The 15,850-nt window shown below is 32.5% G+C and carries 14 protein-coding genes; 4 read left to right on the top strand and 10 right to left on the bottom strand.

Annotated features, from left to right (window positions below; translation table 11 throughout):
- Window positions 1–16: 16 nt before the first annotated feature.
- On the bottom strand, window positions 17–1,075 hold the full coding sequence (locus tag NH26_RS17095) for a metal-dependent hydrolase (RefSeq protein ID WP_044219900.1): 1,059 nt from the start codon (window positions 1,073–1,075) through the stop codon (window positions 17–19).
- Between the two features lie 198 nt (window positions 1,076–1,273).
- Here NH26_RS17095 and NH26_RS17100 point away from each other — a divergent pair, with 198 nt between their 5' ends.
- A complete protein-coding gene (locus NH26_RS17100; protein ID WP_044219901.1) occupies window positions 1,274–1,519 on the top strand; it encodes a hypothetical protein in 246 nt (81 codons plus the stop codon).
- 60 nt (window positions 1,520–1,579) lie between these two features.
- Here the strand turns inward: NH26_RS17100 and NH26_RS17105 are convergent, their stop codons facing one another.
- Complete coding sequence (locus tag NH26_RS17105; protein ID WP_044219904.1) at window positions 1,580–2,362, bottom strand: enoyl-CoA hydratase/isomerase family protein; 783 nt, start codon at window positions 2,360–2,362, stop codon at window positions 1,580–1,582.
- Between the two features lie 127 nt (window positions 2,363–2,489).
- Between NH26_RS17105 and NH26_RS17110 the strand changes: the two genes are divergently transcribed.
- Window positions 2,490–4,160: a formate--tetrahydrofolate ligase gene (locus NH26_RS17110; protein ID WP_044219906.1), complete on the top strand. Its 1,671-nt coding sequence runs from the start codon at window positions 2,490–2,492 to the stop codon at window positions 4,158–4,160.
- Between the two features lie 67 nt (window positions 4,161–4,227).
- Here the strand turns inward: NH26_RS17110 and NH26_RS17115 are convergent, their stop codons facing one another.
- The 6 genes from NH26_RS17115 to cysS all read right to left on the bottom strand — a co-directional run bounded on the left by NH26_RS17115 (window position 4,228) and on the right by cysS (window position 9,869).
- Window positions 4,228–4,845, bottom strand: coding sequence for a TerD family protein (locus NH26_RS17115; RefSeq protein WP_044219909.1), 618 nt, complete (start codon window positions 4,843–4,845; stop codon window positions 4,228–4,230).
- Window positions 4,846–4,869: 24 nt separating this feature from the next.
- Window positions 4,870–5,436 (bottom strand): TerD family protein, encoded by a 567-nt coding sequence (locus tag NH26_RS17120; protein ID WP_044219911.1) that lies wholly within the window; start codon window positions 5,434–5,436, stop codon window positions 4,870–4,872.
- Between the two features lie 69 nt (window positions 5,437–5,505).
- Window positions 5,506–6,234, bottom strand: a complete 729-nt coding sequence (locus NH26_RS17125) for a hypothetical protein (protein WP_044219913.1) — start codon at window positions 6,232–6,234, stop codon at window positions 5,506–5,508.
- Between the two features lie 2 nt (window positions 6,235–6,236).
- Entirely contained in the window at window positions 6,237–7,094 is an 858-nt protein-coding gene (locus NH26_RS17130) for a patatin-like phospholipase family protein (protein ID WP_044220303.1), read from the bottom strand.
- A gap of 167 nt (window positions 7,095–7,261) precedes the next feature.
- Window positions 7,262–8,098, bottom strand: coding sequence for an exonuclease domain-containing protein (locus NH26_RS17135; RefSeq protein ID WP_052431845.1), 837 nt, complete (start codon window positions 8,096–8,098; stop codon window positions 7,262–7,264).
- 265 nt (window positions 8,099–8,363) lie between these two features.
- Complete coding sequence (cysS, locus tag NH26_RS17140) at window positions 8,364–9,869, bottom strand: cysteine--tRNA ligase (RefSeq protein ID WP_044219916.1); 1,506 nt, start codon at window positions 9,867–9,869, stop codon at window positions 8,364–8,366.
- A gap of 273 nt (window positions 9,870–10,142) precedes the next feature.
- Between cysS and NH26_RS17145 the strand changes: the two genes are divergently transcribed.
- Window positions 10,143–10,847 carry a Dph6-related ATP pyrophosphatase gene (locus NH26_RS17145; RefSeq protein WP_044219918.1) on the top strand — a complete coding sequence of 235 codons (705 nt, stop codon included), beginning with the start codon at window positions 10,143–10,145 and terminating at the stop codon, window positions 10,845–10,847.
- 135 nt (window positions 10,848–10,982) lie between these two features.
- On the opposite strand, the gene NH26_RS17150 is transcribed toward NH26_RS17145, so the two are convergent.
- Both NH26_RS17150 and NH26_RS17155 read right to left on the bottom strand, forming a co-directional pair.
- Window positions 10,983–11,849 (bottom strand): NmrA family NAD(P)-binding protein, encoded by an 867-nt coding sequence (locus NH26_RS17150; protein WP_044219921.1) that lies wholly within the window; start codon window positions 11,847–11,849, stop codon window positions 10,983–10,985.
- A 239-nt stretch (window positions 11,850–12,088) separates the two neighbouring features.
- Window positions 12,089–15,022, bottom strand: coding sequence for an FAD-binding and (Fe-S)-binding domain-containing protein (locus tag NH26_RS17155; RefSeq protein ID WP_044219924.1), 2,934 nt, complete (start codon window positions 15,020–15,022; stop codon window positions 12,089–12,091).
- A 293-nt stretch (window positions 15,023–15,315) separates the two neighbouring features.
- Here NH26_RS17155 and NH26_RS17160 point away from each other — a divergent pair, with 293 nt between their 5' ends.
- Window positions 15,316–15,822, top strand: coding sequence for a hypothetical protein (locus tag NH26_RS17160; protein WP_044219927.1), 507 nt, complete (start codon window positions 15,316–15,318; stop codon window positions 15,820–15,822).
- Window positions 15,823–15,850 lie beyond the last annotated feature (28 nt).

A 15,850-nucleotide genomic window follows, 5' to 3' on the forward strand; every position in this document is an offset into this window, starting at 1 on the left:
ATCTGACTATTTGATATTAAAAACCTTGATGTTTATGTCCGTATACTCTTTTGAAATACTGTATGAAATAATCCAACCCTTGTACTTTCTTATAGCTTTTTTGTGTGAATTTTTGAATCAACTTAGAAGGATTGTTCGGATCTTTTTCTAGTTTTATTTCATAGACAAAAACAATTTTTCCTTCTCCTTTACCTTTCCAACCATCAAAACTTCCAAAACGTAAATCGTTAATGTTATAAGTAACATCATCCACTTTTTCTACTGTATAGTAGCCTTTCGTAATCCATAAAAGATCTTTTAATTTTTCTGTTTGCTCTATTTCATTTAATATTTGATGATGTTTTGGTAAAGATTGGAAGTTGATTTTGGAATCTTTATCAAAAATAGAATAAAAGCCTGTATAGTATTGGTCGTTAGTATCGATACTAGCAGACCAAAGAAATATATTTAAAGGAGTTGTTTTTACGATCATTCGTTGTTCATCAAAAGGAATATTCTGTTCTTTAAGTGAATCAACAAATTTGCTTTTAGCGTGTTGTTGTAGGATAAATCCACATAATAAATAGGAGGTACTGATAATGATCCCTATATAATTAACTATAACTCTTTTATGACTTGATTTAGGAAGTATCATTGCCCAAATCAAGAATATCATGAAAGGTAAGGTATAATGAGGGTCAACTACAAAAACTGAATAGGTGGCAAAACCATAATGACTAAACGGCCAAAATAATTGTGTTCCCCATGTAGTACAGGTATCTAATAAAGAGTGAGTAGTAAATCCTAGAAATACCAATAAAGTCCATTCTTTAAAGGTGTCTTTATTTTTGCCATTTAGTTTATAAAAAAGATAGCCAAAAATAGGAGAAACTAAGGCTTGTATAATCAAAGAATGAGTTATACTTCTGTGAAATTGAAGTTGTTGTACTGCATCAAGAAATGAATTAGCCAATACATCTAAGTCTGGAATTGTACCAGCAATAGCTCCATACAAAGGGGCTTTATTTCCAATTTTCTTACCTAAAACGGCTTCTCCAACAGCAGCTCCAAGAACAATTTGGGTGAGTGAGTCCATTACCTTAGTTAAATAATATTAAATAATATAAGATTTAAATATGATTATTTTGATAACACATTGCACTTTAAAATAAGTGTAAATAGTGGATAAGTAATTGTATTATCCATAAATAATAAATAACAATATCTGTTTATACTTTTCATAAAAGTAATAAGAACAGGTCATTTTTTCAATCTAACTATATAACTATACATCATGAAAATTCGTCACATTATCCTAGCAACAATTTTTTCTTTCACTGCAATCTCATGTGCTCAAGAGGCAAAGCAAGAACAATCTGAAGAAGTAGCTGAGCAAGAGGTAGTAGAACAAGTAATTCAAGAAGAAGTAGCTGTAGCTTCTGATTCTACTGCTTTAACTGCTGAAGTAGCAGAAGAAGAAGGAACTGAAAAAACTGCAGAAGAAGTAGTTGCAGAAGAAGCTCAACCAAAAGCTGAGTAATTATATTACTCCTTTAAAAAAAATGCTGTACCCTTTATACAAAAGGATACAGCATTTTTTTTACCATTGAATTTTTTCTTTGTTTAAAAATGCTGCTATGCCTTTTTTACAATCCTCTGTATTTCTCGCATTTGCATTTGCTGTTACAGCTTGATCTAAAGCCTCTTCTATTGGTAAATGCCAAGTCGAATGCACCAACTGTTTTGTATTTGTTTTGGCTTCCATAGAGGTTTCTGAAATAATTTTTCTTGTAAATGCCATTACTTCATCTTCTAATACCTCTTCTTTACATATTCCATTAATTAAACCGTAGTTTAGTGCTTTTTGTCCCTCAATAATTTGAGCAGACAACATGAGTTGTAAAGCTTTTCCTTCTCCTATTTTTCTGGTTAGAAAAATACTGACTATGGCAGGGATAAAACCAATTTTAACTTCGGAATAGCTAAATTTTGTGTTTTCAGAGGCAAAAGCAAAATCGCATAACGTTGCCAAACCACAACCACCAGCAATAGCAGCACCATGTATTTGAGAGATAATTATCTTAGGGAATGTGTAGATTAAATAAAACAGATTTTTGAGTTGTTCAGAATCGGCCTTATTTTCTTCAAAAGTATTATTTTGAAGTTTTTGAATATATTGCAAATCAGCTCCTGCACAAAATACTTTACCGTTTCCTTTTAGGATAACAGATTTAACTTCTGAGTCCTCTTTTATATTTAAAAGAACCGAGGTTAATTCTTTGACCATTTGATCATTAAGGGCATTTCTTTTCTCTGGTCTGTTTAATTGGATTATACCAATTTGTTCTATTTTATTATATATAATAGTTTGGTAATCATTCATGTCTTTGAGTAAGTTTGAGTAGCTAATAATATAGCTAGAATCACTATAAAATGTCAATTATTTGAACCTATAATTTCTGTATTATAAATTCTTATGATTGGATATGTAAACATACTATACTATACACATGAAAACAGATATCCAAATTGCTCGTGAGACTGAATTGAAGAAAATCAGAGAGATTGCTTCATCTGTTGGAATTTCGGAAGACGATTTAATACCTTTTGGTCATTATATGGCTAAAATACCTTATCAAGTAATTGAGGAGGATAAAACGAAAAAGAGTAAGCTTATTTTAGTTACTGCTATTACTCCAACTAGAGCAGGAATAGGAAAAACAACTACCTCTGTAGGATTAGCATTAGGACTTCAGAAATTAGGAAAAAATGCCATTCCCGCATTAAGAGAACCTTCTTTAGGAGTTTGTTTTGGAATGAAAGGAGGAGCTGCCGGTGGTGGTTATGCTCAAGTTTTACCAATGGAAGACATCAATTTACATTTTACAGGAGATTTTCATGCGATAACTTCTGCAAATAACATGATTTCAGCATTGGTAGATAATCACCAACATTTTAACCGAGGAGAAGGTAAGCAGCTTAAAAATGTACTTTGGAGAAGAGTACTTGATGTAAACGATAGATCACTTCGTTCTGTCGTTACTGGATTAGGTGGTTTTGTAAATGGAAAAGTATCAGAAGCAGGTTTTGATATTACACCAGCATCAGAATTAATGGCTATTTTATGTTTAGCTAAAAATAGAGAAGACTTACAAGAAAGAGTAGGTAATATTTATTTAGGTTATGACTATGATAATGAGCCTGTTTATGTAAAAGATTTAGGCATTGAGGGATCAATTGCGGTCTTAATGAAGGATGCTATTCACCCTAACTTAGTACAAACTACAGAAAATTCACCTGCTTTTATACATGGTGGTCCATTTGCTAATATTGCTCATGGTTGTAATTCTGTATTAGCCACTAAGATGAGTATGAATTATGCTGATTATACCATTACAGAAGCTGGTTTTGGGGCTGATTTAGGTGCTGAAAAATTCTTTAATATTAAATGTAGAGATGCAGGTTTAAATCCTGACTTAACGGTTATTGTTGCTACATCACAAGCTTTAAAGTTACATGGCGGAGTAGCTCTTGAAGATATAAAGGAACCAAGTATAGAAGGCTTGAAAGCTGGACTACCCAACCTGAAGCGTCATATTGAAAATATGAAAAACTTTGGTCAAACAGTATTAGTTACCTTTAATAAATATGCCTTTGATACAGATGAAGAAATGCATTTTGTATCGAATTGGTGTAAGGAACAAGGGGTAGAGTTTGCGATCAATAATAGTTTTGTAGAAGGAGGAGAAGGAGCAACAGAATTGGCTCAGAAAGTAGTTGATTTAATTGATACTAATCCATCTGGACCTTTAGAATTTACTTATGAATTAACAGATTCTATAGAAACTAAATTAGAGAAAATTGCAAAAGAGGTTTATCGTGCTGATGGAATTAAATTAGATAATAAAGCTCGATTACAGTTAAATAGAATCAAACGCTATGGTTTGGATCATTTACCTGTTTGTATTGCTAAAACTCAAAGTTCGTTTACAGATAATGCTAAAATATTAAATGCTCCAGAAGGAGGGTATAATATTCATTTTGAGGAACTGATCATCAATTCAGGAGCAGGGTTTATTGTAGCTAGAGCAGGTAGTATAATGAGAATGCCCGGTTTACCAAAAGTACCACAAGCCAATAAAATAAAATTTGTGGATGGTGAAATTGAAGGTTTATCATAAATAAAAAAATAAGGAGTAGCTACTATAGCCACTCCTTATTTTTTTGATTTTAATACGATGTTTAAGATTAACTGTACTTGATCTGCAAGTAGGTGATCGTTCCTTCAATATCTTTAGCATGTATTGGCTCCCCTAAAGCTTCAAACTTCCAGTTGCCTTCAATTTTATATAATCTCCCCATAACCATAGATACAAAACCAGCAAATTCGTTATTAGACGACATATTGAATGTTGCTAATACATCATTATTGGTATATATTCTCACCTCTGAAAATGGGATTAAAGAAAAGTCTTGTTTTTTATACGAGTTTAAATAAAGGAAAATCTGATCGATATCACTATCTACTTCATTAAGATGAATCTGAATGATTTCATTGTCTAAACCATCATCTTCTCCTGTATCTCCCGATAAATCATCGCCAGTATGAGTTACAGCCCCATCTGGAGATTCTAACGAATTATAATATACAGTATATATTTCATTCATTTCTTTATCAAAAGCGCTCATAGAAGCATCTAAATCAACATTAATATTTCTATCAAAAAGTCCAAAAAGTGCTTTAGATTGAATTGCTCCCCAATTTACGCCAACACGTATATAGTCTAAACTTCCTCCATCGTCTTTTAGAAGAGAAATCTTACTACCTTTTTTAAGAGAGATGCCTGTACCTTTACTTAAATTCATCTATATATTTTTGATGTGTTTTATCTACCCAGTAAATTTATCTACATACCCTTGAAGTCCTTTTGTTGATCCAATTCCTGAAGCTTCGAACGTCCAATCTGTGCCAATTCTTTTTAAGCGACCAAATTCCATATCAGTCACTTTATCAAAGTTTTTCTTATCAAGGTCGAATCGACATATTTCTGTTTGAGTATCGATATCAACAATTCTAATGTATGCATCTTTCAACATTCCAAAATGATGCCTTAATACTTCAGCATTATGGATGGTAGCAACAAAAACTAGTTCAGTAATAAAGTCAGATATTTTAGATAAATGAGCAAGAATCATCTCATCATCACCATCTCCTTTACCATTTCTATTGTCACCAGTATGTTCGATACTATTGTCAGGCGATTTTAAATTATTGAAGAAAACAAAAAACTCATCGGCAGGGATTTTTTGATTATCACCCACCATGAAAACAGAAGCATCTAGGTCTAAAGAGTTTCCTGGGATAAGGTCCCATCCTAAGCCTAACATAATTTTATCTAATGAATGAGCGTTTTTTGTCAGGTTTATTTTACCGCCTTTTGTTAGATTGATTCCCATGACTGAAAAGTAATTTTGATGATCGATTTAAGAACGTTTTTCTTTTCTAACTTATTGTTTATGTTCTTATCAAGAATCTTTAAAAAACCGATCAATTTTTGTTTTTTGGTTATGATTAAAAAAATTATTTTGTTTTTTTTCTAATGATTCTTCAGAAAAAAACTCATCTACCTTCAAGTTATTTGAGGTTGAAATGATTTCATTTTCTGTTTTATCAGAAGAATTATTTTTTTTGAAAAAGCTCTTTACATCTTCTCTTGTTTGAGTTTCATTCTCAGTTTCCATAAGAAGGTGATCAATCTTCTGAGATAAAATCTCCTCTTCATGATTTAATTGATCAATAGCTTCTAAATGAATACTACATAAGAAATCTTCCGCATCAAAATGATCTGTAGTTGTGGTAGCAGAAAGCATTAATGCCTTAGTATTTACTTTTTCTATCTGATACTCTATTTGAGAAACTTTTAACTTGGAATGTAACATTTCTTCTTTTAACTCCTGCTTCATTTCAAGGTAAGCCTTCAATTCTTTTTGGAGAGAAAATAGATATTTTTCTTGTTGATAAGTCTTTAATTCGTCCACATTTTTGTGAATATCTTTCTCAAAATTCAACTTTTTGATATGAATTTCAAGCTGTTTGATTTTATCACCAAGGTTATTCCATTGGGTTTTGAATCTAAAAAAATTGTCGTGAAGTACTTCCTTGTCATGAGTAAGTACCTTAGATGCCTCCTGTAGAATAGGGACAGCTAATACATGACTCTGAAAGTGCAGCAATTTTTTTATTGATTCAAACATGATTAAATAGATAGTTTTTCTCTTAATTCTATGAGTTGATCATGATATTTTGAAGCTTCCCGATAGCCTATATCGACAATTTCGAATAATTTATCAGGGTGAGTATCAAAAGTACTAAATTTAGTTAATTCTTGAGGGAATATTGCAATATCACAGTCATTTAATTTCTGTAGTTCAGCTTTATCTCCTTTTAATGACATAGCACGATAGGCAATTTGCTGTGCATTTTGTAAATCTGATTTTTCATATTTCCTTATGGGCGATACATAAATACCAATAACATGTTCGCATTGTTCTCTGATCACATCCAAAGGAAAATGATTTAAAATACCACCATCACTGTAGGTGATACCATTAATTTCAACGGGTGTAAAAATAAAAGGATAGGCACTAGAAGCTAATACTGCTTGAGATATAGATCCAGAATTAAATACTTTTTCTTGAGCATTTTCCATGTCCGTAGCCACAACAAATAAATCGATATCTGTTTTCGAAAAATCATCATGCACTAATTTTTCTTTCAGCTTAGGAGAGAAATTCACCGTATCTACTATTCCTTTGAATTTTATAATGTGTTTCCAAAAGGAAGAATTATTCCATTGAAATAAATCGGTATCGTGAAAGAAATCTTGAATGTTTTCTAGAGATGTTCCTGATGCATAAAGTCCTCCAACCATAGAACCACCACTTGTTGCTGCAATTGCATCGGGTTTAATGCCTAATTCTCTTAAGTAGTATAAAACACCAATATGAGCTAAACACTTAGCACCTCCACCAGAAAGTACTAAACCTAATTTATATTTTTTGTTCACAGTTGTTTTTGATTTGAATAGGTTATTCAGTTTAATTCTTTGAAACATACCAACATATTGTGAATAAGTGAGTGGGATTTCATTTAATTTACTAAAATTATACACAAATAGCATCGTGCACTCTTGATTTTTGAGTAGTTGATAATTTTTTTGTGTGAAATATCGCGACTTACTAACAATACATTCAAGCTAAAAGCTTTGATGTTGATAACTGTTTACTTTAGTATTTCAAAGATTTCTTTTAATTCTATTTCTGATAATTTCTGAATGTATTTACCATTGGCATTAAACTGATCAATTTTTTTCAATTTACTTGGCCCAGGATCACTTCCGACCATCACCATATTGGTTTGTCCAGAAATATTAGTATTAATTTTTGCCCCTAATTTTTTTAAAATACTAGCTAATTCGTACCGTTCCCAACTATTAAACAAACCTGTAATCACTACTTTTTGTCTATAAAATGGACTTTCAGGATCAGCATTTTCAAAATCAGGTTGAAGAATATCACCAGTTAATTGTGTTCTGAAAGGGGTATTTCCTTTTTTCTTTTTGAATGGATTTTTAATGATTTCTGGAAATGCACGTTCTCGATGTAATTCCACATAAACTTTAGCACAAGCTTCTGCATCTGCCAAAGCATCATGATGTTTTAGTTCCCATCCGAAAGTATAGCATAGATCATCTAATGCTGCATTTGTTGCTTTGTAAGTACAATCATACTCAAAATAAGGAACATCTAGATCATATAATTCTAGTACTTGTTGTAGTGCTCCAATATCAAATTGTGCATTATGAGCAACCACAAGTTGCCCTTCAATGTAAGGCAGTACATCTTCCCAAATTTCGTAGAAACTAGGAGCATTTACAGTCATAGAGGCATCAATACCATGTATTGTGGTATTGAAACTATTGTATCTATTATCTGGAGGGCGTACCAACGATTCATAACGATCAATTATTTCACCGTTTTTGACCTTTACTATCCCTACCTGACATATACTCCAACGTGCACTATGTGCTGTCTCAAAGTCTATTGCTATAAATTCCATTGTAATCTTTTCTGAACTTACAAAGATGTGTATTGTTGAGGAGAAATAGAAAGACTATGGTTATGTTTTTCCTTATGATCGTTAAGACAGAAAAAATATATATCTATTGAACTATAATTTATCAAATAAGAAGTGTTTTTATGGACAATAAACACGATTATAAGAGGTGTGTTTCTAGATAAAAAAATAGGAGAGAGCTACAATAAAAATGGGTTATTCTGATATGTATCAAAATAACCCATTGTATAATTATCTAAATTAGAAATTACAATTCATCATAAGCCCATTCTACACCATTTTTGGTGTCTTTTGCCACTACACCCATTTCTTTAAGTTGTGAGCGAATAGCATCTACCTTATCATAATCTCTAATATCTTTTGCCGCAGCATAGTCTTTTAAGATGTATTCTAAAGCAGGAATAAACTGATTTGGAATTTCTTCTTTTAAACCAAGCACATCCTCAATAAAAGTGATGTAAGCATTTTTCATGTCATTAAATGCCTTTTCTCCTAATTGAGTAGCAGGAATATTTCCAGCATGAACTGCATTAATTTTCTTTAAAAGATTGAAAATACCCGCCATTGCAACTGCTGTGTTGAAGTCGTCATTCATGCCTCTATATATCGAATTGATAATACTTTCGATATTTTTAGCTTGTTTCTCGTTCACTTCTACACTCTCGTCTGCAACATATTCTAAGCTTTTGGCTAAACGTAAACCGTTCATTACTTTTCTATAGCCTTTTCTAGCCGCTTTTAAAGCATCATTAGAAAAATCTAAAGTAGATCTATATTGAGCTTGAAGGACAAAGAAACGAATAGTCATAGGTGAATATGCCTCTTCTAATAATTCGTGTTTTCCTTCAAAAAGTTCTTCTAAAGTGATGAAGTTACCTAGTGATTTACCCATTTTCTGACCATTAATAGTGATCAGGTTATTGTGTAACCAATATTTAGCAGGTGCCACATGATTACAAGCTTCAGACTGGGCAATTTCAGCTTCATGGTGAGGGAACTTTAAATCCATACCACCTCCATGAATATCAAAATGTTCGCCTAAATACTTTGCAGACATTGCAGAACATTCAAGGTGCCATCCAGGGAATCCATCAGACCAAGGAGAATTCCAGCGCATAATATGTTCAGGCTCTGCCTTCTTCCAAAGTGCAAAATCAACTTGGTTTCTTTTGTCACTCATACCATCTAGGTTACGAGTTCCTTCAAGCATTTCTTCAATGTTTCTACCAGACAATATACCATAAGGTTTGTCTTCATTGTATTTAACTACATCAAAGTAAACAGACCCATTTGATTCGTAACCATAGCCAGCCTCAATAATTTTTTCGATCATTTCTATTTGCTCTAGAATATGACCGGTAGCACGAGGTTCAATACTTGGAGGCAAAACATTAAGAGCAGCCATATCTTTGTGGTATCTATCAGTATAAAACTGTACCACTTCCATAGGCTCAATTTGTTCTAATTTAGCCTTTTTCGCAATTTTATCTTCTCCCTCATCTGCATCACCAACAAGGTGTCCAACATCAGTAATATTACGAACATAGCGAACCTTAAAATCTTGATGTTTAAGATATCTAAAAATAATATCGAATGTAATAGCAGGACGGGAATGACCTAAGTGAGCATCACCATATACCGTTGGACCACAGACATACATTCCTACAAAAGGAGGATTAAGAGGTGCAAAAAGTTCTTTCTTTCTTGAAAGTGTATTGTAGACTTTTAGTTGTTTTCTTAAATCTGGTTGCATGTTCGCAAAATTTATAAATGATTTTACCCGATGACGCAAATATGCAAAGAAAGACGCATAAAAGGGCATACTTTCTCTATCATCTAGAGTAAAAAATAATAACAAAATAAAATGTTTAGGAATAGGTAATTGATCCAACACAGAAAGTGTGGACTTTTAAAGAATCAACAACATCGTAAAGAGTTGATATTTGTTATAGCGATATGTAATATGCTTTTCATAAATTACCTTTGATTTGGATTCAAAATTAGAAATAATAAATAGGAATTGAAAATGAAAAAAGCACTATTTCAATGGAGTGGAGGAAAAGATTCATCTTTTGCCTTATTTAAAGCTTTAAAAGAATGGGAAATAACAGGTTTATTTACCTCTCTTTCTAAAGAATATCAGCGAATTAGTATGCATGGTGTTAGAGAAGAACTATTGGATTTACAAGCTGAATCTATTGGTTTGCCATTACATAAAATGTATTTAGAAGAAGATGCCACACACGATACTTATGATAGAGAATTGGGTAAACATCTTCAACCGTTTGTAGATAATGGTATTAAAGATCTTGTGTTAGGAGATATTTTTCTTGAAGATTTAAGAAAATATAGAGAAGATCAAATGGATAAAGTGGGTTTAAAGTGTCATTTCCCTTTATGGGGAGGAAATACCCATGATCTATATAAGGCTTTTGTTGAAGCTGGATTTAAAGCCATTACTGTGGCTGTAAATGATCAACTAGGAGAGGAATTTAACGGAAGAGTTTTGGATATGGATTTCTATAATGATTTACCAGAAGGAGTAGACCCTTGTGGCGAGAATGGAGAGTTTCATACTTTTGTTTTTGATGGACCAATTTTTTCTAAACCAGTACCATTTACTAAAGGAAAAAAATTAGTTCGAGAATACGAGTTTAAAGATGCAGATGGCAAAATGATTTATTCTAAATTTCATTTTTGTGATTTAGAATTAGCTTCATCTGATCAATAAAACAGGTGATTATTTGAAATTTGAAAAAGATAGCCGATCAATTATTATAAAATAATTCATAGATACCTAAGAAAATTCTCTCTAAGAGTAGACTAAAATTTCCAATTTTATTTGAACCGATTATCTACAACGTATCTAATAAATACTTTTTCCTGAAGGCATTAAAACGGGAAGGTTACGCATGATGAATTCGTTTAAGCGTCGTGGTTGCCTTCCTGTTAATCTTTCGAAGGTGTTGGTGGGTTTAGGGGCGCCTACTACTAAATGATATAAAGAAAGAATTGTAAAAATCATTCTATCTAATATGGGTAGTTTTTTGATATATTTAGGTAGGCCAATTTTGTATTGATAATCTTGATTGGTCGATGCACTTAATTTTGCTGTTACTTCTACAAAATCACGATTTTCAAGGCCAGTAACTTCAACACTTTTATTTAATAAAAAAGAATGATCGTGGATTGTCTTTAAAAGTACCTTAGCAACATCTTGTGCGTCAATCCAATTGATCTTGGCATTAAAGTTTGGGATATTGATTTTTCTTTCAGATAAAATATCTTCTTGATAAAACTTTAAGATATTTTGCATAAACATTGTACTTCTTACAATGCTGTAATTTAGTCCACTACTTGTTAGTAATTTTTCAACTTGTTGTAATGGCATAAACCATAATGTATTGGCTTTATGTACAGACAACATCACTACTTTTTTAACACCCACAAGCTTACAAGCCTCCAAAAAAAGCTCATAATTTTTCTTTTTAAATGTCGAAAAGTTTTCTGGTATGGTTAAGAAAACAACCTCAATATTTTTAAGAGCATCCTTAAATGTAAATGGTAGATGGAAATCTAATGTTCGATACATCACATTTTCTTTAGAAATAAAATTTCTTTGTGCTGCATATACATTAAATAACGTATTATCACGAAGAGCTCTATGTATAATATTATGACCAATTATACTAGAGGGAGCAGTAATTAAAATATTTTGTTTGTCTTGAATCATTACCAGGTGTCGATAGTAAAAATATTAAGACAAAAATAGGAGATGAGTGATAGAAATATGAAATACATTAACGCATATACACAAACCTTTTTACAGTTTTAAGAAAACAAAATTGAATGGTTTTTTTTTATTGAAAAAATCAAGTAAAATAGAAATGATTTTAATATAATTTATTGTTTATCAGTAAAATGAAAAAGAGGAATAAATCCTCTTTTTCGTATATAAATATTATGTAATTCTTATTTTATGGCATCTAGAAGTATCTCGACGGGATGTAATGCATCACGGTCTGTACCATCTTTTATTTGATGACGACAACTTGTACCTGAAGCCGCCACAATAACGTCCTTATCTAGTGCTCTTACCGTTGGGAATAATACAAGCTCTCCAACTTGCATAGACACTTCATAATGTTCTTTTTCATACCCAAAAGAACCCGCCATACCACAACACCCAGTTGGGATAATTTGTACTTTATAGTTTTTAGGTAAACTCAACATTTGTTTACCGGTTACTTGTGTACCCGTAGCCTTTTGTTGACAATGAGTATGAAGTTTAATCAATTTTTCTTCATCAGTAAATTGATCTTCAGAAATTCTACCTGCTTTCAGTTCATTGGCAATAAATTCATCAATCATTAAAGCATGTTTAGCTAATTTGTTAGCAGCGGGCTTTAAATGTGGATGAACTAAATCAGGGTATTCATCTCTGAACGCCATTATTGTAGATGGTTCGATACCAATTAAAGGAGTTTCTTCAGAAATGTAATCTTTCAACATGTCAACATTTTTACAAGCAAGATCTTTAGCCTCGTCTAGGAACCCTTTAGAGATAAATGTTCTACCACTATCTACATGGGGTTGATAGTGGACCTCGTAACCTAATTTCTCTAATAATTCAATCGTTTTTAAACCGATTTTAGTATCATTAAAGTTGGTAAATTCATCACAGAAAATATATACTTTTCCTTTAGGAGCAGCTTTAGTAACATATTTGTTTAGCCAACTCTTAAATGTGAATTTATGCACTTTTGGAACAGATCTTTCCGAAGCAAAACCCGTAAACGATTTAAAAATACTGCCTGTTAATGGATTACTGATCATTAAGTTGAATAACCCCGGAGTAAGCATAGCTAATTGCGTTAACTTAGGGAAGAAGGCAATTAATTTTGTTCTTAAAGGTGCTCCATTCGCTTTATAATACTGATGTAAGAATTCAGCTTTAAGCTTGGCAATATCAACGTTAGATGGACACTCTGATTTACAGCCCTTACACGATAAACATAAATCCATTACTTCATAAATCTCTTTATGATTAAAACGGTTGATTTCGTAAGGAGCTCTTAAATACTCTCTTAATATATTTGCTCTAGCTCGAGTAGTGTTTTTCTCATTTCTCGTAGCCATGTAAGAAGGACACATAGTTCCTCCTGTTACTTCTGTTTTACGGCATGCGCCAGCACCATTACAAAACTCTGTAGCTCTTATGTAACCTTGTGCATCACTAAAGTCTAAAGTTGTTTTTATATCTGGAGTTTCAATACCAGGCATAAATCTTAGACTTTCATTCATTGGTGGAGTATCAACGATTTTATTGGGATTGAAAATATTATTTCCGTCCCAAGATCTTTTGACTGATTCAATAAGTTTAAAGTTTTTCTCACCTACCATAAACTCAATAAATTCTCCTCTCAATCGTCCATCACCATGTTCACCACTCAAAGATCCTCTATATTTTTTGACCAAATGGGCAATGTCATCGGCAATGGTTTTAAACATTTGATTACCATCTTGCGTCTTTAAGTCCAAAATAGGACGAAGATGAAGTTCCCCTGACCCCGCATGTGCATAGTGCACACAGGTTAAATCATATTTTTTTAAGGTGATATTAAACTCCTCGATATAGGCTGGTAAATCTTCAACATCAACAGCAGTATCTTCAATTACAGGAGCAGCTTTTGGGTCGCCCGGAACATTTGATAATAAACCAAGACCAGCCTTACGCAAATCCCAAACTCTTTTTACATCTGCACCTTCAACTAATTTGAAGTAATGACCCATGCCAGCCTCTTTGTAAGCGGCTTCTAAGTCTGCGGCCACTTGTTGCATTTCTTCTTGGGTATCTCTTGCAATTTCTGTTACCAAAACTGCAGCAGGATCTCCGTCTAAGAAAAATCTATTCTGACGATGTTCAACACTGTTTTTTGTACAGTCTAAGATATATTTATCCATTAGTTCTACCGCTGTAGGGTCGAACTTAAGTGAGATAAGGTTTGCTTTTAATGATTCATCAATTGAATCGAATTGTGCACAAAGAACGCCTTTAAATTTAGGGGGCGTTGGGTTACAATGTAATTTTATTTCTGTAATAAAAATTAGAGTACCTTCCGACCCTGCAATCAATTCACAAAAGTTAAATGGCTTTCCATTGGGATTAAAAGGCTGCATTAATGCTAATAAATCGATAGCATAACCTGTATTCCTTCTAGGAATAGAAGGTTTTGGGAATTCTTTAGCAATTTCTTCTCTAACATCTTCAGGAAGTAACATTTCTTCAACTTCTTTATAAAGTTGACCTTCTAAAGTATCTAATTGTGCTTTTTGTTTAAATTCTTCAGAAGAGACTTCATTAAAAATGGCTTCAGAACCATCACTTAGGAAACCTCTAACTTCTAGGAGGTGGTCTCTTGTAGATCCATACATTACTGAGTTTGAACCACAAGAATTATTACCCACCATACCTCCAATCATGGCTCTATTAGCTGTAGAAGTTTCTGGCCCGAAAAATAAATCGTAATCTTTTAGGTGTTTGTTTAACTCATCGCGAATAACTCCAGGCTGTACTTTTACCCAACCTTCTTCTTTATTTACTTCTAAAATTTTGGTGAAGGTTCTAGAAACATCCACTACAATACCGCTACCTACAACCTGACCAGCAAGAGAAGTTCCTGCAGTTCGAGGAATTAAAGAGGTATTATATTGGTTAGCAAATTGAATTAAAATTTTGATATCTTCCTCGTCGCTTGGAAAAGCAACAGCAAGTGGTAACTCTTTGTATGCAGAAGCATCGGTAGAGTAGAGCGTTTTCATGACATCGTCATAATGCAATTCACCTTTAAGGCTTTGTTGTAATTTCTGTAGATGTCTGTTGTTAATATTCAATTTTGCTGTCATTCTAAAAAATATTATGAGTGTAATCGCACCTGAACTACGAATATTGTAATAGTATTAATCCCAAAGTGCAAATATAATAGGCAGGAGTGGATTATCTTTCACGTTATTCATTGAAATTTTAGAAATTAAATAATTATCGGTTGTATATTTGGCATTATTTTTCGATTTTTTGTTTATTGAGAAATGCCTTTGCAACACTTTACCGAGTTTTTGGGTATAATTACTAATAAGAAGAATTTATTTTTTTAAACTATATGAGGTTGAACGTCAATATATTAAGGTGTTTATTCTTTATGGTCCTTTACTTAGGATCAACCTTAACTTATGCTCAATATTATGATGAAGAGCAGATGATAGAAGATCCTCTTGTTAAACCTCACATTTGGTCACAACTAAAAGAGTCTCCCACTGATGAAAAACTTTGGGCAATGTATTTTGGAAAAGATCTATTTGATATTACAGCGGAAGAATATCAATTGTATGAGATTTTAAAAAAGGATTTATTAAACACAGATAAAAGTTACTTACAAGAACAGGAGCAAGCTAGGATAGATAGAGTCCTGTCACAATCAACTGTTTCTGAAAATGAATTTGAGTCCTGGACTAGAAATATTAGTCTAAATTTCGGACAAATTGAATTATATTTTACTGATAAATTCTCTTCACTTGGTAGTGAATATGTTCCTTATTCTGAATTATATGAAGAAGGAGAATATAATTTGACTCAGTGGGTAGATGAACATGAATCCAGGTTAAAAGAACTAGAAGAATTAAATTCTATAAATAATGGAGATTATTAAAATTTCCAGTGTATAAAAAATCCCAATC

This window comes from Flammeovirga pacifica (genome assembly GCF_000807855.2).
GTDB classification, from domain to species: domain Bacteria; phylum Bacteroidota; class Bacteroidia; order Cytophagales; family Flammeovirgaceae; genus Flammeovirga; species Flammeovirga pacifica.